Genomic DNA, 24,612 nt, shown 5'->3' with positions numbered 1-24,612 from the left:
TGGTGACACCTCGTCTTCGTCACTGCCCGCGCTCGGCGGGTCCGGTCGGTTCCCTGCGCCTGCGGCAGACGCGGCCCGGTCATGAGCCGCTGGGGACGCCGCCGAGGTCGGTCCAGCCCCCGGCCCCCGGATCGCCGCCGTTGAAGGCGTAGACGGTGGTGCCGTCGGGTTGCTGCAAGAGGTAGTCGGCATGGGTGTCGCCGGTGAGGTCGGCGAGCTGGACCCGGGAGTGGTCGGGTGTCACTCCCGTGGCGGTCTGACCGAGCGGCTTCCAGCCCCCGTGGCGGTCACCGCCGCGGTTGAGGTAGGTCGTCACGCTGCCGCCGGGATTGACGGTCCAGTAGTCGGCGCGGCCGTCGCCGTCGAAGTCGGCCAGACGTACGCGTGTGCGGTCGGTCGTCGTTCCGGTGGCGATCTGGCCGAGATCGGCCCAACCGCCCGCTCCGGACGGGTCGCCGCCGCGGTTGAGGTGGACGTTGACCGATCCGTTGTCCGCGATGACCCAGTAGTCGGCACGTCCGTCGCCGTCCTGGTCGGCGAAGCGGACCTGCTCGTGTGCGGTGGTCGTGCCCCACGCGATCCGGCCGATGTGCTTCCAGCCGTCCGGGCCGCCGACATCGCCTCCCTGATTGAGGTAGGCGGTCACATTGCCGTTCGGGGCGATGTACAGGTAGTCGGCCCGCCCGTCGCCGTCGAAGTCGGCGAAACGTACCCGGGTGCGGTCGGTGGTGACGCCCGTGGCGATGCGGCCGATGTCCTGCCACGTCCCCACGCCCTCGCCGCCGCGGTTCAGCGTGGCCCGGACCTCGCCGCTCTCGCCGATGGTGAGCCGGTCGGCGCGTCCGTCGCCGTCGAAGTCGGCCCAGCGGATGCTCCCGGTGCCGCCCGATTCGGTTCCCGCCCGCGGTACGGCGGGGCGCCGGGTCCAGCCGTCGGTGACGGCCTGCTCGAGGCCCTCGCGGTACGCGGCGGCCATCTTCCGGTATCCGGCCTCGTTGGGGTGGAGCCCGTCGGGGAGCTCGGACGGCCCGTCCAGGCGCGGGGACTCGACGTACCGTACGTGCACCCCGGCCGCGGCACGGGCGGAGACGGCCGTCCGCAGGTCCGCGTTGAAGGTGTTGACACGGTCGTACTGGCCGCGGGTGTCCGCAAGCAGCCCCTGCACGACGACCGCGGTACCGGGCTTGTTGGCCTGGATGCGATCGATGAGCGAGGCCAGCTCGGCAGCCGCGGCGTGCGGATCTGCCCGGTGGGTGTTGAGGTCGTTGATGCCGAGGTGGAGCAGTACGGCATCGGGGTTCGCGGCGGCCTGCCAGCGGTCGATTCCGTCCCGGACGTTCCCGATCGTGTAGCCGCTGTGGCCCTCGTTGTCGGGATCGCCGCCTCCGCCGAACGACCCGGACCCGACGAAGTCGGGCGTGTACCGGTTCTGCGTGGAGATCAGGTTCCACAGGGGCGCGCGGTAGCCGGTCTCGCCGTTGCTGCCGGCGCCGGCGGTGATCGAGTCGCCGAGCGGCATGATCCGCAGCAGTGCGGGGGCGGGCTGCGGTGCCGCTGCGGCCTGCGTGCAGCCCAGGCCGAGTGCGGCGGCGGCGCCGATGGCCAGGGCGGAGGCCGCGGATGCGGTGCGTTTCATCGCTGGTGTCGCTTTCGCGGGTGACGGACGGCGGGGCTTCGAACTGCGGGAGGGCCTCGCCGGAGAGAGAAGGGGCGGCGCAACGGACGACCGCCTCCGGTCCTTCCCTGCGGGGAGGTACCGGAGGCGGTCGGTCACGTGGGGCCGTACGGCGGGCTCCCGGCGTACCGGTGGCCCGGTCCGGGTCAGGTACCGCTCGCGACCTTGCCGAGGTCGGTCCAGCCGTTGCCCTTGTCGCCGCCGTTCCAGGCGAAGACGGTGGCGCTGTTGCCGGGGCCGGCGAGGACGTAGTCCGCGTGGGTGTCGGCGTTGAAGTCGACGAACTGGACCTTGGTGTGGTCGGTGGTCAGGCCGGTCGCGATCTGACCGACGGTGAGCCAGCCGGTGTTGGGGACGACGTCGCCTCCACGGTTGATGTAGAGGTCGACCTTGCCGTCGGGCTTGACGAAGTAGTAGTCGGCCTTGCCGTCACCGTCGTTGTCGGCGAACCGGATGCGGCTGCGCTCGCCGGTCACGCCGGACGCGACCTTGCCCACCGCGGGCCATCCCTTGCCGGACTGGTCGCCGCCCCGGTTGAGGTAGGCGTACACCTCGCCGGCGTCGGTGAAGACCAGGTAGTCGGAGCGGCCGTCGCCGTCCCAGTCGGCGAAGCGGACCTTGGTGGGGTCGTTGGTGGTGCCGACGGCCACCTTGCCCAGGTGCTTCCAGCCGTTGCCCGGGTCGCCGCCCTGGTTGAGGTAGACCTCGACGGAACCGTCCGTGTTGATCAGGAAGTAGTCGGCCTTGCCGTCGCCGTCGAAATCGGCGAAGCGGACCCGGTTGCGGTCGTTCGTGAGGCCGGTCGCCACCTGTCCCAGGGGCTGCCAGCCGTTGGCACCGGCCGGGTTGCCGCCCCGGTTGAGCCAGACGGAGACCGCGCCGCTGTCGGCGACGTTGATGTAGTCGGGCTTGCCGTCACCGTCGAAGTCCGCCCACCGGATCCGCTCGCCCGCTCCGGCCTCGTTCGCGGCGGCGGAGCGCCGCGGCTTGACGGTCTCGGCGATCCAGGCCGCGAGGTCGCCGGTGCGGGTGGAGACCGCGCCGGTGCGGGTCTCGGCGGGGTTGGCGCCGAGGCAGCCACCCTGCCAGGAGCGGCTGTTGACGCCCACGAGTTCGCCCGCGGCATTGAGCAGCGGGCCACCGGTGTCGCCCTTGCAGATGGCGTCGGTGCCCTTGCCCGTGATGGTCAGCGACGTGGCGCCGGCCGCGTCGAGGGTGAACGTACCGGTGTGCGGCTTGCCGGGCACCCACTCGGTCTTCGTCCGGCCGAACCCGACCGCGGTGAGGTCCGTACCGACCGCGGGAGCCGTGGCGGAGATCTTGGCCGTGGCCGCGCCCCTGGCCGGCAGGGTGAGGCGGGCCAGCACCAGGTCGCGGTCGGAGCGGGGAGCGAGCTCGGTGACCTCGCGGGTCTCACCACCGGCGAGGGCGACGGTGGCCTTCAGCGCGGGCTTTCCGGCCGGAACCTGCTGGCCCGGGGTGGCCGCGAAGCAGCTGGCGGCGGTGGCGATCCACCACTCGTCCACGAGCGTGCCGGTGCAGGAACGGCTGTTCGCCTCGTCACCGATGCTGAGCTTCACGACGGCGGGGTGCTGGCCGGCGGCGGCCTCGGGCCCGGTGAGGGCGTGGGCCGGGACGGTGCCGGCGAGGCCGGCGGCGACCGCGGTGGCAGTCGCCAGAAGACCGGTCATCCGCGCCGGGCGCGTACGGAGAAGAGACATGCGAGGCATCCTCCAGGAGGGGATCCGGATGGGTGAGCGAGCGTGTGGGAAGCGGAGCGGCGTACGGAGGAGTGCGTCCTGCGTACGCCGCTGCGTCATTCCGGGAGGGTGGGCGCGGCGGCGCCCGCCCCTACTTGGTGGTGGTGGCGGCGACGTCGGTCGGGCTGGTGAGCGTGCCCGGAACCTCGTGCCAGCCGGTCCAGGAGCCCAACGTGGCGTCGAGCGTGGTGTTCTGGACCTTGCCGCCCGCGCCGGTGGCGTAGACGTGGACGTTCTTGCCGGCGGAGGCGCTCGTGACGTGCGTCAGACCCGTGCCGCCGATCTTGGTCCAGGAGGGCTTCCAGGCTCCGGCGAGGTAGTCGCCGGTCTGCGCGTGGAGCGCACCGTCGGAACCGATGACCTGGACCTGGACGGTGTTGCCGATGTTGGACACCGCGATGTCCTTGGCACCGGTGATGCCGCCGGGCAGTTCACCCCAGGCGGTCCAGCTGCCGTTGCGGCTGTCGAAGTCGCGCCCCTGGACCTTGCCGTTCTTGATGCCGTAGAGGCGTACGAACGGACCCGCCTTGACGCTGGCGATGTCGGTCAGACCGGTCCCGCCGGACACCGGCGTCCAGTAGGTGTTCCAACGCCCGGCGTTGTAGTCGCCGACCTGCGTGTACAGGTCGCCGCTGGAGCCGATGGCCTGTACGTACAGAACGTTGTTGATCATGGCAGCCGCCACGTCCTTGACGCCGCCCGCGCCGCCGGGAACCTCGGTCCAGTTGCCCCACTTGTTGTTGCGGACGTCGTACTCGCGGTCGAAGACCTTGCCGTCGGCCACGCCGACGTAGCGGATGGTGCTGCCCGTGTCCACGCCCACGATCCGGCTGACGGTGGCGCCGCCGACGCCGGCCCACTGGGCTCCGAACACACCGGTGTCGAGCTTGCCGCTCTGGCTGAACAGGGTGGTGCCGGCCGGGGCGGCCAGCGTCACGTTCGAGGGGGCGGAAGTGACGGAGGCGGAGACGTCCGAAGCCCCGGCGAGACCGCCCTGGAGCTGCTTGAAGGCGCTCCAGGAACCGGTCGTGGTGTTCATGGAGGCATTGTTGATCCTGCCTTCGGCACCCACGGCGTAGAGCTCGACGGTGCCGCCGTCCGCGATGCTGCTGATGCGCGTCAGGCCGCTGCCGCCCGCCTTGGCCCACTGGTCGTTCCAGCGGCCGGCGTCGTAGTTGCCGAACTGCGTCCAGATCGCGCCGTCGGAGCCGATGATCTGGACGTGGACGTTGTTGCCCACAACGCTGGAGGCGATGTCGACGGCGCCCTTGGCGCCGCCCGGGACCGCACCCCACTGCGACCAGCTGCCCGTGCGGGTGTCCAGGTCGCGGCCGTAGACCTCGCCGCCGCCGCCGATGGCCTGGACACGCACGGTGGTGCCCGAAGCCGCGCTGGTGACGTGGGTGAGTCCGGTCGCGCCGACCGCGGCCCAGGTGTTGTTCCAGCGCCCGGCCCTGTAGTCGGCGGCCTGAGCGTACAGATTGCCCTCGGAACCGACGATCAGCACGTGGACGGTGTCGCCGACCAAGGAGGCCGAGATGTCCTTCGCGCCGGCGGCACCACCGGGAATCTCGCCCCAGCCGGACCACTTGCCGGTCGCCAGGTCAAGGTCCTCGCCGTAGACGCGGCCGCCGGCGATGGCGTAGGCACGCACGGCGTCGCCGTGCCGCACGGTGCTCACGCGGGTGACGTCCTGACCGTCGACCTTCCCCCACGACGCACCGTACTCGCCGTAGCCGAGGTCACCGGACTGCGACCACATCGTTCCGCTGCCACCGGCGAGCAGGGACACCTGCGCGCCGCCACGCGGAGCGGTGACCTGGTCGATCCACTGACCGACGTTGTCGGTCCGGGTGGAGACCGCGCCGGTGCGGGTCTCGGCGGGGTTGACGCCGAGGCAGCCACCCTGCCAGGAGCGGCTGTTGACGCCCACGAGTTCGCCCGCGGCATTGAGCAGCGGGCCACCGGTGTCACCCTTGCAGATGGCGTCGGTGCCCTTGCCCGTGATGGTCAGCGACGTGGCGCCGGCCGCGTCGAGGGTGAACGCACCGGTGTGCGGCTTGCCGGGCACCCACTCGGTCTTCGTCCGGCCGAACCCGACCGCGGTGAGGTCCGTACCGACCGCGGAGACGGCACCGGCCCGCTTGACGGGGGCGATGTCGGACACGGGAGTGGCAAGACGCGCGAGGACCAGGTCACGGTCGGCGGCGCTCGCGGAGACCTCGACGACCTCGCGGCTCTGACCGTTGCTCAGTGCCGCGGCGGTCTGCAGCGAGGGCTTCCCGGCCGGGACCGACCCACCGGGGGTGGCGGCGAAGCAGCTCGCGGCGGTCAGAACCCAGCGGGGGTCGACCAGCGTGCCGGTGCACGAGCGGCTGTTCGCCTCGTCACCGATGCTGAGCTTCACCACGGCGGCGTGCCGGCCGGCGGGGGCCTCGGGCCCGGTGAGGGCGGAGGCCGATCCGGCCGTGACGAGGCCCGCGGCGACCGCGGTGGCCGAGACGAGTAGGCCGGTCATCCGCGCAGAGCGCAGATGGGGTACAGACATGCTTCTCCTTCGGAGCAGAGCGCCGGCGGGCGGTCGTTTTCGAGCGCGCCGGAGCCCCGGTCGATTGAATGTCGACCGTCGAGTCGGTGTGTCTGGTGATGGCGCTGACAAGGATGGCCGATTGAGGCGACCGTCTCGATTCGGGCCGCAATTCCACAGGGGCGGCCCGTCGTGCAGTCGGACTCGATCCGTCATTTCGCCGCGACCCGCAGGCGCCGAACGGCGCCAGGGCGATGTCGAACGAAGACAGGCGGACGATTCTCTCCGGGCATTCCTGCGCCTCGCGGGAGAATGGGTAATCGGATCCGGATTCAGCGAACCCGTGCGCAAGACATCAGGAATTCAAAGCAGATGACTTCGCACGGAACAGGTGCTGCCGTACGAATATTACTTGGAAGCCCTGATTTCCATGAGCATGAAGTCACGACCCTGCTCGTCCGCGCTCTCACCGACCGGAGTCCAGTCGTTCTTCTTCACCTCGAACGACTTCTCCACGGCACCAGCAGACATGTCCACCTGGGCGTTGTAGCTGTTTCCCTTGATGAAGTAGACCGCGGGAATCTCCAGGGTCAGGTAGCCGCTGGTTCCCGTGACGCTGAAGCAGACCTTTTCGTTCTTCCGCCCCCAGACCTCGAGCACGTCGGCCGAGCTCGCGCAGTCCGCGAGGAGGATGTGGCCATCGCCGCGCTTGAGCGTGATGTGCTGCTCCGCGAGGATCTTGTCGGCGTTCGGGTAGGAGAAGTCCTCGATGGCGTAACCAGGGCCTTCGTCGGCGATCGTCTTCACGGAGGAGGCGTCCACGGCGGATCCGCCCGTCGCGCCGCCCGCTACCGCGAACCACGCCAAGATGCCTGCGCCCGCGGCCGCACCAAAGGTTCGCACAATTGCCTTACGTGCCTTCATCGCTGTCCTAGTCGTCGGTTTCGAGGAAGCCCCGAAACATGCGTCAACGTCGGAGGTGAAGGACACCATCTGACCAACAGGAAACGGCTCGTCGACGAGCCCGTCCCCCGCTGGAAGCCCCCCACTTCCAGTCGCAGCATAACTGTTCGTCAGGAGTCTCGTAAACCTGGCAAGAAGCGGCTTGACGACGAGACGTCATACAGACGGAACACTCTGCGGCCCGTGTACGCAAGCACACCGGGCCGATGCCCGTCCAACAACTTTCCCAGAGCCGGACGGGACAACCCGCGCGCGCCACGAGTGACTTGCGCCACCATCGAGATGACCGGGCCGATCCATACGGAACACGAGGATCCGAACTCCCGAACCGGAATGCCGAATTCCCGTTATCGGCTTGGCTCAAACCGTGTCGCTTGCAGCGTGTCGCGGGTGTTCAATACCTTCATCGCCGCATAAGGTCACGAGGCAGATCTGTCGTGTCCCCGCCCGAATTCCTTACGGGCCGGGGGACATGGCCTCGGCCAAGGCAATTCCCCGTCTGGCGACAGGCCGCCGCCGGTGCGTCGAGCGTCAGGCGCTGATTCCGAAGGACTGTTTTGGACACCATTTATTGGAGCAGGCGGCGTGTGCTCACCGCCGTCGCGGCCGCCACGGCTGTCGTCACCACCTCCAGCCTCGTTCTCAACCCCGCTGCGGCGTGGGCGGACACGCCGCCGCCGGAGGGCGACGGAGGCGACCCGTTCAAGCTGCCCGACACTCCCCGGGCCAAGGTCGTCAGGGCCTGGCTGCTGGGTGGCAAGGGCGTTCGCGCGGCCGCGGAAGCGGCGCTGGTCGGATCCGACGCCGACGTCCAGACCTTCCTCACCGTCACGCTTCCCGCGGAGACGTCGGTGGACAACCGCGTCGCCATCGGCACCTCTCTCGCGAGGGGCGGCAAGGGCACCCGGCGAGACGCGGAGGCGGCACTCAACGGCGGCGACACCGCCATCGCCGCCTTCCTCGCGGGCGGCTTCAAGACCGCCATCGCCGAAGACCTGCGCGTGGCCACCGGAATCGTCATGGCCACCGGCGGCAAGGCCGTGAACCGAGCCGGGAACGACGCCCTGAACGCGGGCAACCAGGCCGCGTTGGAGACGTTCCTCACCGACGGTCAGTACACGGCCCGCCAGGAGGACATGCGCGTCGAGGTCGCCAAGCTCACCTTCCAGGCGGGTCCGGAGGTGAAGAAGTACGCCAACCGCGCCATGTCGGGCACGGCCGCCGACATCGAATGGTTCCTGGAGACCGGCCAGCACATCGCGCGCGCCCGCGACCAGGAGTCGACGAAGATCGAGGAACTCGTCGCGGTCGTCGAACGCGAAGGCAAGAAGGCCGACGCGATGACGAAGCAGGCCGAGGAGGCGTCCGCCCGCGCCGTCAAGGCGGCGGCACAGGCCAAGGAAGCCGCGGAGAAGGCCGCCTCCGAAGCCCAGCAGGCCCAGGCCGACGTGGCCAAGTCCGGCAGGGCTGCCCGCAAGGCCGCCGAGGCCGCCAAGGGCGCGGCCGACTCGGCGCGTGTCGCGACCAGCGCTTCGCACGCCGCCGTTCAGGCTTCCCGTCGCGCCGCGTACGCGGCCGCCGCCGCGAGCCAGGCCGCGGCCACCGCCGGCTCCGCCGCCGCCCAGGCGTACGGCGCCGCCATCGCCGCGTCCAAGGACGCCTCCCAGGCGGCCGCCGCCAAGGACGCCGCCGTCTACGCCCGCAACGCCGCGGCCAGGGCGCGCAGCGCGGCGACCGCCGCCGGCTACGCCGCCGATGCCGCGACCCAGGCGGCGGGTGCGGGCTCCGCCGCCGCCTCGGCCGCACGCAACGCCGCCTCCGCCGCGAACTCTTCGGCCGCGGCGGCCGAGGCGGCCGGCGTCGCCCAGTCCGAGGCCGCCGAGGCCAGGCGCGAGGCGCAGATCGCCAGCACCAACGCCCAGATCGCCACCAATGCCGCCGGCATGGCACAGAGCCTCGCGAACACGGCGGCGACGGCCGCCCGCACTGCGCGCGACGCGGCGAACAGTGCGGCCGCGCACGCCGAGAAGGCCGCGGCCGCCGCGGACTGGGCCGTCCAGTACGCGGGCCAGGCACTGGAGTACGCGAACAAGTCGACCGAGTTCGCCAACGAGGCCAGCAAGGCCGCGAAGACCGCCACCGACGCCGTCGCCGAGGCGGTCGCGGTCGAGAAGGCCGCGCGTGAGGCCGAATGGCAGCGCCTCGACCAGGACGCGCAACAGGCGGTCGAGGAGACCCGCCTGCTCAAGCGGATCGAGGACCTCGAGCGGGCGGAGCTCGCCGAGAAGCGCACCCAGGCCGCGCAGGCCGTACAGGCCCACAAGGACCTGATAGCCCAGGCCGAGTCGGCGCTCAAGGCGGGTGACACGAACCTTGCCGCGGCGCTCGGGCGCAAGGCCGCCGTCACCACGATGCGTTCCACGGGAACCTGGTCGCTCGAGGCCGCACGGTTCGCCCTGTCCGGCACGGACTCCGACGTCCACCTCTGGATCGACGCCTCCCGGCAGATCGCCCAGCGGCAGGACGACCGGGAGACCAGTCTCTACCTCGCGCGCACCTGCGCCCCGGACATCGCCGATGCGGCGACCAAGGCGCTGGCCAGCGCCGACCCGGAAGCCGCCACGAAGTTCCTCGGCACCGGCGCCGTCCAGGCCGCCGCGACGGACAACCGCGTCACGGTCGGCCGTATCCTCGCCGCCAACCCCGGCAAGGCGGTGAAACTGGCGGCGAACGACGCGATGAACGCCGGAACCGCCCAGGCCCTGCACGAATTCGTCAACATCAAGCACGAGGCTGCGCAGCGGGAGGACGACGCCGTCGCCACCGCGGCCCTCATCGCCTCGGGCGGCCGGTACACCAAGGCCCACGCCCAGGCGGCGATGGAGGGCCCGGAGTGGATGCGACGCAACTTCATCGCCTCCGTCCAGTACAAGACCGCGCTGCTCGACTACGACTCCGCCACTCACATCGCGGCCATGCAGGGCGCGATCGCGGCGGCCGCGAAGATCGCTTACAAGGCTCAGGAGAACGCCCAGCGCGCCCAGCAGGCCGCCGCGCTCGCCCGTGACGCCGCCGCCGAAGCGCAGGAGTGGGCGAACAGGGCGGACGCGTCGAAGCGGCAGGCCGCCGCCTCCGCACAGCAGGCGAACACGTACGCCGACGACGCCGAGAAGTCGGCGGTGTCCGCTCAGTCCTCGGCGGACCGGGCCAAGCAGGCGGCCGCCACCGCACGCACCGCCGCCCGCTCGGCGAACTACTCCGCCAACCGCGCCCTGGATTCCGCCCGGAGCGCGGTGGCCTCGGCCAACGCGGCCCAGGCCTCGGCCGCTTCGGCCCACGCCTCGGCCCTTCAGGCCGGTCAGGACGCGCGGACCGCGGCGGTCGCGGCGAGCGATGCGCAGCGGATCGCGACGGACAAGCGGACGGCCGAGATCGCGGCGGCCGCCAAGAAGGCGGCGGACGACGCACGCGCGGCCAAGGACGCCGGGAAGAACCCGGCGGACACGTCCGACAACGACACCGTCAAGAACGACGTTCCGTGGTGGAAGGACGTCAAGTGGTGGGCCAACGCCACGAACTGGGCGAGCATCGGTACGGGCTTCCTGTCTGCCGGCTTCGGTGTCGCGGGCATCTTCTTCCCGCCCCTGGAGGTCATCGCCGGCGGACTCGCCTACACCTCCCTCGGGTTGTCCGCCATCAGCACGGTGCTCACCGGAATCGGCTACGGATGGACGAGCGGCGAGTTCAAGACGTCCCTCGGGGGGACCGCCCTGGGCCTCCTCACCTTCGGCCAGTCCAAGTGGATCGGTGCGCTCGGCAAGATCGACGGCAAGGTGGTGGCTCCGATCGCGACGAAGATCACACAGTTCGGGCACGACCTCATCTCACCGGTCACCGGCCTCCTCGGAACCCTGGGGTTCTAGGGAGGTAGAAGGACGCGTACGGGTTCAGGGCCGGCCGGCGCACCTGCGGTCGGCCCTGAACCGGTTCCCGCGCACCCCTACCGGGCGCGACCGGGCTTTTGCCACTCGAAGAGGACATCCCCCGTGTGATCAACTGATCTCATGGGAAATACGAGTGCGGCCCTGGGACCACTGGAACTGGTCGGAGGCATCTGGGTGGTGGGGGATTCCCGGCGCCCTGGCGGAACGTGGCTCGAATTCCGCGCGGAGGGGCTGTACCGGCAGAGTGCCGCCGGGGGTGGCGAGCTGATCCCGTGGCCCCGGATCATGCTCGGCGTCGGGGTGTACATCGGGCGCGGGTATCCGCGTACGGGGCAGTACACGCTCGCGGGAATGCTCGGCAACCTTCCCGGTCCCTTCAGGGGGCGCGGTGGCGGTCACCTCGACATGACGCTCCGCGACCCCTATGAAGACCGCAAGCTTACGTTCGACCGGCACGCACGCGCGTACCGGCTCCTCGACACCTTCCTCTTGGAAGAACTGCTGTCGCACGTCGTCGCCGCGGACGAGGCACACCGTCTCGGTGACCCCGATCTGCTCGGACAGGTGGTCGACCGCCTGACGTCGCTGAGCGCCCGGATGACGCGCCGCCGGCTCAGCGAAGCGGTGGCGGAGGCGTGGCGGGGCTCCGACGGCCCGTCGGGCGGTCGTCCCTGAGCCCGAGCCGGCCCGGACGCCGGAGCATCGCGAGCCGGCTCGTCGTGCGGTCCAGGTCACGGGTCAGGGCCTGGCCTTCGGGGAGGGCGGTCAGGGGGTCGGCCCCGATGAGGACGAGCCGGATGTCCCGGTCGCAGGCGACGTCGACGAGGTTCGCGAACCGCTGCCTTCCGTCCGCGGAGGCCTCGGTCAGCGGGGGGACCCCGTCCAGGACCAGCGTGCCGAACCGTTCGGCGAGGGCCAGGTAGTCGGGCACCCCCGTCGCGGCCTCGCACAGGGCGTCGAAGGCGAACCAGACCATGTCACCGCGCACCGCGCGGGCCGGCAGCTCCCGCAGGTGGGCCTGGACGGGGGTGGCGTCCCCTGGCTCCGGGGCGCCGAGGCCGAGCGCCGCCGGGCCCCCGTCACCGGGTGGCAGACACAGGCCCGTCGCGAACCGGCAGCCCTGCGCCGCGGGCGCCGCCACGCGGCGGAAGTCCACCGGGCCCGAGACGTCCAGGACGTCCATCCGCTCCTCGATGAGCCGGATGGTCGGCTCGAACAGGTGGTGGTAGAGCGGGTCCGGCATCAGCCCGGCGGGCGGGTAGTTCGAGGTGGTGACCAGGGTGATCCGGCGGTCGAGCAGGGTCCGGAAGAGGCGTGCGATCAGCATCGCGTCCCCCGCGTCGTGCGCGTGGAACTCGTCGAAGACCAGGATCCGGCTGTCCCCGATCAGCTCGTCGAGGGCGCTGTCGACGGCGCTCTGCCCGTCGTGACGGGCGCCCGGCCGGGTCACTCCGTCGTGCAGCCGGCGGAAGAAGTCGTGGAAGTGCAGGCGCCGTTTGCGCTCCGTGGGCAGTCCTTCGTAGAAGGTGTCCACGAGCCAGGACTTCCCCCGGCCCACCGGGCCCCACACGTACAGGTCGCGCGGTGCTCTGGGGAAAGTCCAGGCGGGTCGGACGAGTTCGGCCGCCAGGCCGGCCAGCCGTTCGACGGCGGCCTCCTGCGCGGGGGCGACGCGGAAGCCGCGCCGTGCGGCGGCCTCGTGGAAGTGGCGGCGCATGGCCTGGGCGTGCTGGGGCACCGGTCGGTCCGTTCCTTCGTACGCTGGCTGTCGGGTCGCGGCATCGACGCGGTGGTCAGGCGGGTTCGGGGGTCGAGGCCGCCGGTTCCAGGACGTCGACCGTCCCGCGGCCGCCGTCCACGCGGATCCTGTCCCCCGTCCGGATCCGGGTCGTGGCGTTGCCGCATCCGACCACGGCCGGAATGCCGAGCTCCCGCGCGACGATCGAGGCGTGCGAAAGGCTCGCGCCGACGTCCGTCACGATCGCCGAGAGGCGGGTGAACAGCGGTGTCCAGCCGATGTTCGTCACCGTGGTCACCAGGATCTCGCCCGGCCGGACGACCTCGCCCTCCTCCACGGTGGCGACGACCCGGGCGACGCCCTCCACCACCCCGGCGGAGGCGGGCGAGCCCGCGACCGTGTCCGCGGCGGGGGTCGTGTCCTGCGCGTCGAACCGGTCGGCCCGACGGTCGGGGTCGGCGGCCCAGGTCGCCGGGTCGAACTCGCCCCGGATCAGGGTCGGGTAGGTGGGCAGCGCGCGGTAGCCCTCGTACGCGGCACGGCGGGCCCGGACCGCGGCGAGCGGAGCGCGGTCGCCGCCGAGCACGGCGAGGATCTCCTCGCGGGACAGGAAGAACAGATCCTCCCCCTCCCCGCTGACCTCGCCGGCGCGCAGGACGAACGCGCGCAACAGCCAGAAGGCGCGGGCGACCTCGGTGCGGGCGGCCTCTCGCAGGCGGGCGGAGGCCGCCCACGCGTCCACGGCGGCGCGCATCCCCTTCACCCGTCGCGGATGTCCGGCGGCCAGGCGGTCCCATGCCGCCGCGCGAGCGGCGGTCTGCCGTGCGAGACGCAGTGCCCCGTTCTCCTCGACCGCGCCGAGTCCGGCGAGCTGCCGGTCGAGCCACCGCGCGTCCTCGGCGGGCCGCGGGAGGGACACCTCGAACTCGTGCGGGCCGCGGTGGCCGTACGTACGGGTGTAGGTGTCCCGGTCGGTCTCCCCGCGGGCGAGCCGTTCCAGGCCCAGCAGTGGTCCCATGCTGGCCAGTCGGCCCTCGTCGCCGAGGCCGGTGGTCATCAGGTCGGCGTCCTCCTCCCCCACCAGGGACTCCAGGGTGCCGCGCACCGTGACGAGCGAATCGCCGCCCTGTCGGGTCGCGGCCTGGAGCATGTGGCAGCAGCGGCGGAAGTAGGGCGCCACCTGCGACTGCCACAGGGCCGTCAGGTCCCCGGCGGTCGCCGCCGCGGTGACGCGGGCCCGCAGTTCCTCGCAGCGCTCGGGCGCCTCCTCCAGGAACGCCGGCAGCTGCTTTCCGTTCGCTCGGATGCGGCTCGTCACCGCGAACGCCTCGCCGATCGTCTCCCGCCAGATCCGCGCCCTGGATGCGGGCAGCAGCGGGATGACCACGCCCTCCGGAAGGCGCCCGAACACGAGCTCGTTGGCCCGGGCGAACTTGCGGCTCTGTCCGAACGCGGCGGCGAGGGTGGCCGTGACGCTGAGGTTCATGTAGAAACGGCCGCCGATGTTCCCGTACATCGGGCGTCCTTCCAGGCTGGCCCCGACCATGACGTCGCCCATGAACGCCTTGACGAAGGACCAGGTCGCGGGCGTCATCACGTCCGGGACGGCCTCGCCGAGGTTGGCGCTGGTCCAGAGGGAGTCGGTGCCCGTGCTGTCGTTCCACACCTCGGGCGGGGGCGGCGCGACCGTGGTGATGGGCCGTGCCTGGAGGATGCGGAAGGTGCCCGCCTCGCGGGCCCACTCGACGTCGCGCGGCTCTCCGTACAGCTCCTCGATCGCGAGTCCGAGCCGGGCCAGTTCACGGGCCTCGGCGGTGGTGAGGACCGGGGCTTCACGCAGGCCGGCGGGGACCGGCCGTTCCGCGGTGCCGTCGGTGGTCGGCACGGTCATCACCTCCTTCACGGCGATGCGTTCCTCCACCACGACCAGGCCGGCCCGGTCGACGATCAGGGTGTCCGGGGTGACCAGCCCGCTGACCACGGCTTCTCCCAGCCCCCAGGCCGCGTTGACCACGAGCCGGTCACCGCGCCCGCCGAGCGGGTCGACGGTGAACATCACCCCGGCGGCGTCCGCGGCCACCAGCTCCTGCACCACCACGGCGAGCGAGACGTCCTCGTGCGCGATGCCCGCCCTCGCGCGGTACGCGAGGGCGCGGTCGGTCCACAGCGATGCCCAGCAGCGCCGCACGGCCGCCAGCAGGACGCTCCGGCCGGTGATGTTCAGGTACGTGTCCTGCTGGCCGGCGAAGGACAGGTCGGGCAGGTCCTCCGCCGTCGCCGACGACCGTACGGCGACCGTGCGCGCGCCGTCGCCGAGTTCCGCGTACGCCTTCGAGACGGCCCGCTCCAGGGCAGGGGGCAGCGGCCCCTCTTCGAAGAGCGCCCGTATGCGGGCCCCCGCACCGGCGCCCGGGTCCGGGTCCGGGGCACCGTCGGGTCCGGGTGCGGCGGTGAGCTCCGCACGGATGCGGTCGGCCAGGCCCGTCGATGTGACGAACTCCCGGTACGCCGCGGTCGTCACATGGAACCCGCCCGGTACCGGCAGCCCTGCGCGCGCAAGCTCGGAGAGGGCCGCTCCCTTGCCGCCCGCCGTCTCCAGCGTCGCGGTCGCGGCGTCCAACGAGAGCACGAAGACCATGATCCAACCCCCAACTCGGCTTCCGGGAACGGATCATGGTCGCACCCGGACCGGCCCCGCGAACAGGCCTGCCCGCAGACCGCGCGGCGGTGGCGCCGGCGCTCAGCCGCTCCGGCCGCCGTCATGCCCGACCGCGGTCGGACGCAGTTCGCGTTCGAGGGCGGACAGGGCGAAGGCGTGGGCGGAGGTGTTCTGCCAGCGGGACCGTCCGAACATCACGTCTTCGGAGAGCCCGCTCAGCATGGCCACGGCCCGGATGGTGAACTCTGGAAGATCCACTTCGGCGAAGTGCCCCAGGTCCCGTCCTTCGCGCAGGATGGCTTCCAGTCGCTCGTCCCAGCCGTCCAGCAGTGCGGTGAGCACCTGCCGCCCCGCCTCGTCGTGGCGCTGGGCCAGTACCTGCGTCCACAGCGCGTAACGCTCGTCGCCCTGGTGGCGGGGCAGGTAGAAGCGCACGAACAGGTCCAGCTTCTCGGCGGGGGACGCTGCCTGGTCGGCGGCCTGCCGGAACCGGCCCCAGAGGTCCTCCTGGCTCCACGCGAGGACTTCGAGCAGGAGCCGGTCCTTCTTGCCGAAGTGGTAGAGGATGTGCCCGGTGCTCATGCCCGCCCGCGCGGCGATGTCCGACATCCGCAAGGCCGCGGTGCCCTTCTCGGCGATCACACCGATGGCGGCCCGCATCGCCCGCCCCCGCGCTTCGTCCCCGCTGGGCTGACGTTTCCGGTCGACCGGGGCCCTGGAGGCGGGCCCGGAAGCGCCCCCGGCCTCGGAGCCCGCCGGTCCTCTCGCGGTTTCCGGCGCGAGAGGGCGGTCAGGCCGCGCCGGCCCGGTCTCTGACGTCGACATGAGCGCACCTCGGTTCCCAGAGTTTAGATTTTCAGTCTAGACTGAAAATCTAGTCAGTGCATCGGGGAGTGCGACGGCCGCAGGCCGCCCCGGTGCCGCCGGCTCGCCCGTGCGACCCGACCATCCTGGAGACACCCTCATGACGCGTGGATTCGATGTTGTGGAGACCTGTATCGCCGACCTGCGCGCAGCGCTGGAGACGGGCGAGACCACGGCGGTCGGCCTGCTCGACGCCTACCTCGCGCGGATCGACGCGTACGACCGGCCGGGTACGGCCACCTCCCTCAACGCGATGGTCGTGATGAACCCGCGGGCCCGCGCGGAAGCGGAGGCCTCCGACGCCCGCCGCGCCCGCGGTGGGACGCTCGGGCCGCTGGACGGCATCCCGTACACCGCGAAGGACAGCTACCTCGCCGAGGGACTGACGGCCGCGTCCGGCTCCCCTGCGTTCGAGCACCTCGTCGCCCAGCACGACGCCTTCGCCATCGAGCGGCTGCGCGCGGGCGGCGCCGTCCTCATCGGTCTGACCAACATGCCGCCGATGGCGAACGGCGGCATGCAGCGCGGCCTGTACGGCCGCGCGGAGAGCCCGTACAGCGCCGACTGGCTCACCAGCGCCTACGGCTCCGGCTCCTCCAACGGCTCGGGCACGGCGACGGCGGCCTCCTTCGGCGCGTTCGGCCTCGGCGAGGAGACCTGGTCCTCGGGCCGGGCCCCCGCGTCGAACAACGCCCTGTGCGCCTACACGCCCAGCCGTGGCGTGATCTCGGTCCGCGGCAACTGGCCGCTCGTGCCGACCATGGACGTCGTGGTCCCCCACACCCGCACCATGGCGGACCTGCTCGAACTGCTCGACGTGATCGTCGCCGACGACACACGGACCCGTGGGGACCTGTGGCGCGCACAGCCGTGGGTGGCGCTGCCCGCGGCGTCGCAGGTACGTCCCGCCTCCTACCCGGCCCTGGCACCCGCCGACGCCCCGGCCGCAGCCGACGCGCTCGCCGGCAAGCGCGTCGGGGTACCCGGGATGTACGTCAACGCCGATCCCGACGCGGGAACGAACCCCGACGGAGGCATCGGCGGTCAGACCGGCCGGCGCATCGACACGCGCCCCTCGGTCATCGCCCTGTGGGAAGCCGCACGCCGCGACCTGGAGGCCGCCGGCGCCGAAGTGGTCGAGGTCGACTTCCCCGTCGTGTCGAACTACGAGTCCGACCGCCCCGGCGCGCCCTCGCTGCTCACCCGCGGGCTGGTCGGCCGCGACTTCCTCACCTTCGAGATCGAAGACCTGTCGGCCTGGGCCTGGGACGACTTCCTGCGGGCCAACGGCGACCCGGCGCTCCCCACCCTGGCCGGGGTCGACGGCACCCGCATCTGGCCCAAGCGGGAGGGCGAGCTCCCCGACCGCTACGACGGCTTCGACGACACGATCGGCGACTACCCGCGCTTCGTCCGCGAGCGCCCGTACGCCTCCCTCACCGACATGCCGCACCTGGAGCAGGGGCTGCGCGGACTCGAGGAGACGCGCCGCGTCGACCTGGAGCTGTGGATGGACGGGCTGGGCCTGGACGCGGTGGTCTTCCCCGCGGTCGCCGACGTCGGGCCCGCCGACATGGACGTCTCCGAGGCCTCCGCCGACCTCGGCTGGCGCAACGGCGTCTGGGTCGCCAACGGCAACCTGGTCCCCCGCCACCTCGGCATCCCGACCGTGACCGTCCCGATGGGCACCATGACGGACACCGGCATGCCCGTCGGGCTGACCTTCGCGGGCCGCGCCTACGACGACAACGCCCTGCTGTCCCTGGCCGCGGCCTTCGAGAAGACCGGCAGCCGGCGCACGGTGCCGCCGCGCACACCGCGCCTGTCGGCGCAGTGACCCCGGTGCTCTCAGGGGCCCGTCTCGAAGGGGGGCGCCTTGAGGGTCTTCAGGCACGCGGTCTTCGGGGCGGACGGGGTGTCGAAGAAGGAGACGGCGATCTCCTGGGCGCACTTCGAGGTGGCGAACACCACGTGCGGCTCGTACGGGACGGTGACGACCTTGGCCTTGCTCAGCGTCCGGGCGACGTACGGGCCGTTGTCCGCGCCGGTCTGGGAGTCGAAGCCGCCTGACAGGGCGAGGGTCGGGACGTCACCGCGCGTGGCGTCCCGGATCGAGCTCGGGGCCGCGGGGACGTTCCAGACGTCGCAGTCCGGACGGAGGAAGGTGAGTTGCGGGGCCTGGGCCTGTACCGAGCGGGGGAACGTCGGGAAGGCGTCCTGGCCGCCCTTGAGTGCCTGGGCCTGGGTCTCGTAGGGGGTCCACTCGCTGCAGAACACCCCGTAGACGAGACCGTGCGCGACCCGGCCCACGGCCTGCGGGCTGAGCTTTCCGCCCGCCCACTGCCGTGCGATCCGCTGCGGCTTGCCGTGTGCCAGCTCGTCGAGGGCGATGGGGACCTGGGGTGCCACGTGCGTGGCGGAGGTCATCCAGTTCACCAGGGCCCCGCCGTCCAGTACGACTTTCACCGGCTTGTCGCTGCCGGGGAGCGTGACGGTGGTGGTGACCGGCTCGGCTTCGAGCCGGCGGACGAGCCGGTCGAAGGTGGCCGACAGGTTCGGGTAGCGCTTGTTGCACGCGGGCTGGGCGGCGCAGGCCTTGAACAGGCCGTCGAAGCCCTGCCGGGCGCTGCTCCAGGTCGCGGCCGAGCCTCCCGTGGACGGCGGCAGGATGCCGTCGAGGCCCACCGCGCGGAGTCCCTCGGGGTGCAGGCGCATGTACGCCAGCGCGAGGTGGGTGCCGTAGGAGATCCCGTACAGGTTCCACTGCTCGAGGCCCAGCGCGGCACGCAGGTCCTCGTAGTCGGCGGCGCTCTGGATGTCGTTGTAGGCGCCGAGGTCGATCCCGCCGGCCGCCAGCCGGTCGCGGCAGGCCTTCGTGGCCTCGACGTGCAGGCGTTCGGTGGACGGGGCGTCGTAGACGAGGCCGACCGAGCGTGCGTTGAACTCGTCGATGTTGGGGCACAGGAGGTTCGGCCGGGCCGAGTACGTGCCGCGCTGGGACATGAAGATCACGTCGCGGTCGCGGTTCAGGCCGCCGTCGATCGCCATCTTCGCCTCCCCCACGGCGTCGTCGCCGGGGCCGCCCGCGAGCCAGACGATGGGGTCGGCTTTCGGCTTGTCGGCCTTGGCGGGCACGATCGCGACACCGAGTGTGATCGTCTTTCCGGTCGGCTCGGCGCGGTTCTCGGGCACGGTGAGGGTGCCGCAGCGGGCCCCCTCGAGCGCCTCGACCGGTTCCGGTGTCCTGGGGCAGGGGCCCGGTTCGTACCGGGCGTCGCCCACGGTGCGGGCGCTCGTGCCGATCGGCGCCGAAGGGCCGTCGGTGGCGTCGGTGCGGGACAGCGCCTGAGCGGGCGCCGCGAGCAGTCCGGTGACGAGGAGCCCGGTCGCCATGCCGGCCGACGCGGCCCGGACTCGCCGTGCGCCACGGCGGCGACGGGGGTCTTGGTGGCGGGTCATCTGGCCTCCCGGTCACTTCGGGACGATCGTGAACGGCGCGGGTTCGAGGCCGTCCACGCAAGCGGTGTCGGGCGCGGTCGGACGGGCGAGGAACGAGGCCAGCACGCGCTGCGCACACGGCGACTGCGGGACCACCCAGTGGCCGATCCCGGGGATCTCCACGGCGGTCGAGCGGGACAGGTCCCGCGCCACGCCCTTCGCCCAACTCGCCCCGGTCTTCACGTCGAACGTGCCGGAGATGAGGAGCGCCGGCACCGGGCTGACCGTGGCCACCCGCTGGACTGACGCGCGGTCCGCAACGTTCCAGATCCGGCACGCCGGGTACTGGAAGGGGAGTTGCGGCACCTGGGCCAGGACCGTGTCCGGCCAGCCGGGGAAGGCCGCGCGCCCCGCCTTCAGCACGTCGGGTTCCCCGTACCCCGGCGCCCACTCGCTGCACGCCACCGAGTTCGTCAGGCCGTGCGCGAACGCTCCGGTGTTCTGCACCGAGCCGGCCGCTCGGGCCTGTGCGAAGCGCTGCGGGTTCCCGCGGCTCAGTTCGTCGAGCGCCGCCGGGAGGTCCTTGGGCCGGGGGGTGAAGGCGACGATCAGGTTCAGCAGGGCGCCCCCGTCGAGGACGACCTTGACCGGCTCGCCCCCGCCCGGCGGCGGGACGTTCAGCGTCAGGGGGTGGGCCTCCAGCTTGCGCACCTGCTCCGTGAGCGTGCGCGGCAGGTCCGGGTACCGGCTCTTGCAGGCGGGCTCCGCCGCGCACGCCGCGAAGATGTTGTCGATCCCCTCGGCGGCGCTCGGCCACCCCCACGGCAGGACCGCGCTCTGGGGCGGCGTCACCGAGTCGAGGGCCACGGCGCGTATTCCCTCGGGGTGCAGGCGCAGGTAGGTCAGGGCCAGGTCGCTGCCGTACGAGTAGCCGTAGACGTTCCACCGGGGGATGTTCAGCGCGGTCCGCAGGTCGGCGAAGTCGGCCGCGTTCTCGGTGCTGTTGTAGGCGCCCAGGTCGACACCGGCGGACGTCAGGCGGTCCCGGCACTCCTTCACCGCCTTCAGCATGAGCTGCTGGGCCTGCTTCGCGTCGTATCCGAGGCCCACGGACCGCGCGTTGAAGCGGTCGATCTCCGGGCAGGCGAGATTCGGCCGGTCGTAGAGGTTGCCGCGCTGGGCCATGACGATCAGGTCGCGGTCCTTGTTCAGGCCGGACTCGACGAGGAAGGGAATGTCGTCGAACGTGTCGCCACCGGGGCCGCCCGCCATGAACACCAGGGGGTCCTGCGCGGGCTTCGCCGGCTTGGCTGCCGGAATGACCGCCACGGCCAGCTTGATCGTCCGGCTGCCGGGGCGGGAGCGGTTCTCGGGGACCTCGAGGTGGCCGCACCGCGCGCCGGCGAGCGCTTCGATCGGCTCGGGCGTCTGGGGGCAGGGCCCGGGGACGAACCGGGACGGGGTCGCCGCACCGGACGGCGCGGCGGACCGGGCCGATGGTGACGCGGCGCTGACCGGTGCGGGGCCGAATGCCGCCAGGCAGACCAGAGCGGCCGCGGCGGTCACCGCATGGGCGTTGTGCTTCGGCATGTGATCTCGTCCCTCTGCCGTGCCTGCGGCGGGACCGCCGGGCCTGACCGAGCGGTGTGGACGGAACGCTCCCTCCCGACGCTACTCGGTGGACCGCACGCGCGCACGCGGAGCGACCGGCGGCCCCGTCCCGTCCCCGCCGCCCCCGCCGACCGGGTCGGCGGGGGCGGCGGGGGCGGCGGGCAGCGGTCGGCGGTCCTTCAGAGCCGGCAGGCGTGGATCGCCGTGGTGAGGATCGCGCGGGCGCCCAGCGCGTAGAGGTCGTCCATGATCTGCTGCGCCTCCTTGGCCGGGACCATGGCCCGCACGGCCACCCACCCCTCGTTGTGCAGCGGGGAGACGGTGGGTGCCTCGAGCCCCGGGGTCAGGGCGACCGCGGCCTCCAGGTGCTCGGCGCGGCAGTCGTAGTCCATCATCACGTAGGCGCCGGCCACCAGGACGCCCTGGAGGCGGCGCAGGAACTGCCGGGCCCTCGGATCGTCGGTGCCGGGGCGGCGGACGAGGATGGCCTCCGATTCCATGATGGGCTCGCCGATCACTTCGAGACCTGCGTTGCGCAGCGAGGTCCCGGTCTCCACCACGTCCGCCACGACCTGGGCCACGCCCAGCTCGACGGCGGTCTCCACGGCGCCGTCGAGGTGGACGACCGTGGCCTGGATGCCCTGGTTCGCCAGGTGCTTGGCCACGATGTTCTCGTACGAGGTGGCGATCGTCATGCCGTCGAAGTCCGCCGTGTCCCGCGCCGAGCCCGGCCTGACCGCGAAGCGGAACGTCGAGCGGGCGAAGCCGAGCGCCAGCACCTCCTCGGCGTTGACGCCCGACTCCAGCAGCAGGTCGCGGCCGGTGATGCCGAGGTCGAGCCGCCCCGTGCCGACGTACACGGCGATGTCGCGCGGGCGGAGGTAGAAGAACTCGACCCGGTTTCCGGGGTCGACCGTGACGAGCTCCTTGGCCTCCTTGCGCTGCCGGTAGCCGGCTTCCTTCAGCATGGCCGAGGCCCGCTCGGACAAGGAGCCCTTGTTGGGAACCGCGATCCTTAGCATCCGTCTGAACTCCTTGCGTGCGCACGACGAGGGGTGGGCGTGGGCCGGGTCCGGGGGACGGCTCAGGTGTCGAAGGTCAGGACACCGGCCGCCTCCGCACCGCTGGAGGCGTTGATCGCCGAGGCGGACCTCGGCGGGGCCTGGCGCAGGAACGTGCCGGCGAAGCGGCCGCCGAACACCAGCGGGGCCAGGACCACCTCGCGCCCGGCCGGTTCCGCTCCGGGCACGTCGACGACGGCGGGGCGCAGCCGGCGCTGGAGGACGTACGTCTCGCCCGGGTCGGCGAGGCGCTCCTCCAGCAGGGCCCGCCACTGCGCGTCGTCCTGGGTGAAGCCGAAGGCCAGGTCCTTGCCCCCGTAGGCCGAGGCGGGTTTGCAGACGAGCTCCTCGCGTTCCGCGAGGGCGCGGTCGAGGGTGTCGGCCCGCAGCCGGAGGGTCAGCGGGACGTGTGCCCGCGCAAGGGCCCGTTCCTCCTCGCTCAGGAGGTGGTCGAACTCCGGCTCGGTGAGCAGGGCCAGGTTGGCCTTGTTGTCGTGGAGGGCCGTCGCCGGGGCGCCGATGAAGTCGAGCTTCTCGGCGATGTCGAGTTCCATCAGCGTGCGGGTGAGGGCGGGCGGTACGTACTTCTTGGTCTCGTGCCAGGTGTACATGGTGACGACCACGTCGACCCGCCTGCCCTCGAAGGAGGCCCCCTCCTCGTCGAGTTCGAGGTCGGTGACGAGGCCGCAGCTGACCTCGTACCCGCCCGAGCGGATCATGTCGACGAAGAACCGCCGCCCGGAATCGGAGTCGGCGGGGTTCGCGATCGCCTCGAACACGTGCAGCGGGCGCTCCGTGTCGTGGTCGCGCAGCAGGCCGACGAACATGTCGAGCCAGATGTGCGAGGTGGCGGCGGATTCCGGGACGAGGCCGCGCTCCGCGAGGAAGCGGGCGTAGTCCGTGTCGAGCGTGGCCTCGGTGTAGGGGGCGATCGTGCTCATGCCGCCCATCGGAGTGGAGACGTTGAGCTCGACGAGCTGGAGTCCGTGGTCGGTGACGACCAGGTCCGGCCGCATGATCGACGTGGCCGCGCGGCCCGTGCGCGGGTGGCGCAGCGCGCTGACCATCAGGTCCGCGTCCTCGGCGGGGACGCCGAGGTACCCGGCCCAGGCCTCCAGGTCGTCGCCGAAGGCGCGGCGGGGGAAGTCCGAGACCAGCTCGGCGAGGCGCAGGCCGAGGTCGGTGACCTCGTCGGCCGCCGCTCCGTGGAAGACGACGGGCGGGTACGCGTGGACCCAGCCGGGACGGTGGAGCCGCTTCTGGAATCGCTCGTTGTCCGGGCCGGCCGCGCCGGTGGCGGCGAATTCCGTCCAGGCGACGGTGGCTCGCGGATCGAGCGAGGACCAGGCGGTCACGAGATCTTCCCGGCGGTGCGCAGTGCGGCGAGGACGGCGTTGACGGTCTCGGAGGACTGGTCGACGCCGGTGGCCCGGAAGGAGTAGTTGAGCCCGCCCGGGTTCACCAGGTTGAACTCCATGACGTACGGGTACGCCATGTCGATGCCGGAGTAGAAGATGCCCAGGTCCATCATGCGCTTGCCGAGGTCGCGGACGAACGCGTCCTCCTCCGGAGTCAGGGTGAGGCCCTCGAACTTGGTGCCGAGCGTGACGTTGGCCCGGTCGTCGTTGTCGAAGTGGAAGCGGCGGAAGCCGCAGACCGGGACGTCACCGGCGATGATCACGCGCTTCTCGTTGCTGCGGACGTTGGGGATGTACTCCTGCACGGCCGTGTACCGCTTGGAGAGCCCGATGATGTTGCGGCTGTACATCTCGTAGCGCGGCACGGCGTTGCCGGTGGCGGCCTGGAGCAGCGCGGGCCGGTTGCGCTCGTTCTTGTGGACGAAGTACACGCCGGCGCCGCAGCCCTCGTTGGTCGGCTTGAGCACCCAGGTGCGGTTCTCGTCGGATTCGACCAGCTCGGTGAGGTAGTCGAAGTCGTTCGAGACGTACGAGGCGGGCAGGTGCTCCGCGGGGACCGCCGCACCCAGGGTGATCTTGGAGTTGAGGTAGAAGAGGGCGGAGGCGTCGTTGACGAACGGCACCCTCTTGTTGAGCAGCCACAGCAGCTGGAAGGAGTCGGCGAGCGCCTCGGGGTGGGTGCCGGTGAGCACCCAGACCAGGTCGAAGTCCTCGGCGGAGGCGTAGGACTCGCTCAGCGCGGGGAAGTCGTGGCCGGTCAGGTACTCCTCGCTGAGCCGCACACGGTCGACGACCACGGTGTTGTCGTGCAGGCAGAGGGTGTCGATGTCGCCGATGTGGACGTCGTGCCCTTCGCGGTGGAGCGCACTCGGAATGATCGAGTGGTTGTCGAGCCGGAATTTCGCTGCCTCGGATACGAGGACCAGGATCTTGTACGACATGGGAAGTGCCTTT

General features: G+C 71.8%; 15 protein-coding genes. 3 read left to right on the top strand and 12 right to left on the bottom strand.

Features of this window, described 5'->3' with window-relative positions; genetic code table 11:
• Positions 1 to 79: 79 nt before the first annotated feature.
• The 4 genes from ACFY1T_RS14575 to ACFY1T_RS14560 all read right to left on the bottom strand — a co-directional run bounded on the left by ACFY1T_RS14575 (position 80) and on the right by ACFY1T_RS14560 (position 6,886).
• Positions 80 to 1,636: an FG-GAP-like repeat-containing protein gene (locus ACFY1T_RS14575; protein WP_390788416.1), complete on the bottom strand. Its 1,557-nt coding sequence runs from the start codon at positions 1,634 to 1,636 to the stop codon at positions 80 to 82.
• A gap of 185 nt (positions 1,637 to 1,821) precedes the next feature.
• Positions 1,822 to 3,396 carry an FG-GAP-like repeat-containing protein gene (locus ACFY1T_RS14570; RefSeq protein ID WP_390788415.1) on the bottom strand — a complete coding sequence of 525 codons (1,575 nt, stop codon included), beginning with the start codon at positions 3,394 to 3,396 and terminating at the stop codon, positions 1,822 to 1,824.
• Between the two features lie 130 nt (positions 3,397 to 3,526).
• Positions 3,527 to 5,983, bottom strand: a complete 2,457-nt coding sequence (locus ACFY1T_RS14565; protein WP_390788414.1) for a trypsin-like serine protease — start codon at positions 5,981 to 5,983, stop codon at positions 3,527 to 3,529.
• Positions 5,984 to 6,370: 387 nt separating this feature from the next.
• Positions 6,371 to 6,886: a hypothetical protein gene (locus ACFY1T_RS14560; protein ID WP_390788413.1), complete on the bottom strand. Its 516-nt coding sequence runs from the start codon at positions 6,884 to 6,886 to the stop codon at positions 6,371 to 6,373.
• Positions 6,887 to 7,512: 626 nt separating this feature from the next.
• On the opposite strand from ACFY1T_RS14560, the gene ACFY1T_RS14555 reads away from it, so the two are divergent.
• Both ACFY1T_RS14555 and ACFY1T_RS14550 read left to right on the top strand, forming a co-directional pair.
• A complete protein-coding gene (locus ACFY1T_RS14555) occupies positions 7,513 to 10,848 on the top strand; it encodes an ALF repeat-containing protein (protein ID WP_390788412.1) in 3,336 nt (1,111 codons plus the stop codon).
• Between the two features lie 195 nt (positions 10,849 to 11,043).
• Positions 11,044 to 11,544, top strand: a complete 501-nt coding sequence (locus ACFY1T_RS14550; RefSeq protein ID WP_390788411.1) for a hypothetical protein — start codon at positions 11,044 to 11,046, stop codon at positions 11,542 to 11,544.
• Here the strand turns inward: ACFY1T_RS14550 and zapE are convergent.
• The 3 genes from zapE to ACFY1T_RS14535 form a co-directional block, all read right to left on the bottom strand.
• Complete coding sequence (zapE, locus tag ACFY1T_RS14545) at positions 11,483 to 12,607, bottom strand: cell division protein ZapE (protein ID WP_390788410.1); 1,125 nt, start codon at positions 12,605 to 12,607, stop codon at positions 11,483 to 11,485. The two genes, ACFY1T_RS14550 and zapE, sit on opposite strands and share 62 nt — an antisense overlap.
• A 55-nt stretch (positions 12,608 to 12,662) precedes the next feature.
• Positions 12,663 to 15,236, bottom strand: coding sequence for a PEP/pyruvate-binding domain-containing protein (locus ACFY1T_RS14540; protein ID WP_390788409.1), 2,574 nt, complete (start codon positions 15,234 to 15,236; stop codon positions 12,663 to 12,665).
• 111 nt (positions 15,237 to 15,347) lie between these two features.
• Positions 15,348 to 15,926 (bottom strand): TetR/AcrR family transcriptional regulator, encoded by a 579-nt coding sequence (locus tag ACFY1T_RS14535; RefSeq protein ID WP_390788408.1) that lies wholly within the window; start codon positions 15,924 to 15,926, stop codon positions 15,348 to 15,350.
• A 304-nt stretch (positions 15,927 to 16,230) separates the two neighbouring features.
• Between ACFY1T_RS14535 and ACFY1T_RS14530 the strand changes: the two genes are divergently transcribed.
• Positions 16,231 to 17,967 (top strand): amidase, encoded by a 1,737-nt coding sequence (locus ACFY1T_RS14530; protein ID WP_390788407.1) that lies wholly within the window; start codon positions 16,231 to 16,233, stop codon positions 17,965 to 17,967.
• 11 nt (positions 17,968 to 17,978) lie between these two features.
• Here the strand turns inward: ACFY1T_RS14530 and ACFY1T_RS14525 are convergent, their stop codons facing one another.
• The 5 genes from ACFY1T_RS14525 to ACFY1T_RS14505 all read right to left on the bottom strand — a co-directional run bounded on the left by ACFY1T_RS14525 (position 17,979) and on the right by ACFY1T_RS14505 (position 24,599).
• The gene (locus ACFY1T_RS14525) at positions 17,979 to 19,523 is read right to left on the bottom strand and encodes an alpha/beta fold hydrolase (protein ID WP_390788406.1); all 1,545 of its coding nucleotides are present in this window, start codon (positions 19,521 to 19,523) and stop codon (positions 17,979 to 17,981) included.
• Positions 19,524 to 19,601: 78 nt separating this feature from the next.
• Positions 19,602 to 21,158 (bottom strand): alpha/beta fold hydrolase, encoded by a 1,557-nt coding sequence (locus ACFY1T_RS14520; protein WP_390788405.1) that lies wholly within the window; start codon positions 21,156 to 21,158, stop codon positions 19,602 to 19,604.
• Between the two features lie 200 nt (positions 21,159 to 21,358).
• Positions 21,359 to 22,201, bottom strand: coding sequence for an ATP phosphoribosyltransferase (hisG, locus tag ACFY1T_RS14515; protein WP_390788404.1), 843 nt, complete (start codon positions 22,199 to 22,201; stop codon positions 21,359 to 21,361).
• 62 nt (positions 22,202 to 22,263) lie between these two features.
• Positions 22,264 to 23,595 (bottom strand): hypothetical protein, encoded by a 1,332-nt coding sequence (locus ACFY1T_RS14510; protein ID WP_390788403.1) that lies wholly within the window; start codon positions 23,593 to 23,595, stop codon positions 22,264 to 22,266.
• Positions 23,592 to 24,599 carry a RimK family alpha-L-glutamate ligase gene (locus ACFY1T_RS14505; RefSeq protein WP_390788402.1) on the bottom strand — a complete coding sequence of 336 codons (1,008 nt, stop codon included), beginning with the start codon at positions 24,597 to 24,599 and terminating at the stop codon, positions 23,592 to 23,594. Before ACFY1T_RS14505 ends, ACFY1T_RS14510 begins: the two co-directional genes overlap by 4 nt.
• Between the last annotated feature and the right edge of the window lie 13 nt (positions 24,600 to 24,612).

Source organism: Streptomyces sp. NPDC001194, from assembly GCF_042896985.1.
GTDB lineage: Bacteria > Actinomycetota > Actinomycetes > Streptomycetales > Streptomycetaceae > Streptomyces.
Note: the sequence above shows the minus strand (reverse complement) of the source record. Positions and strands in the feature narration are given on the sequence as shown.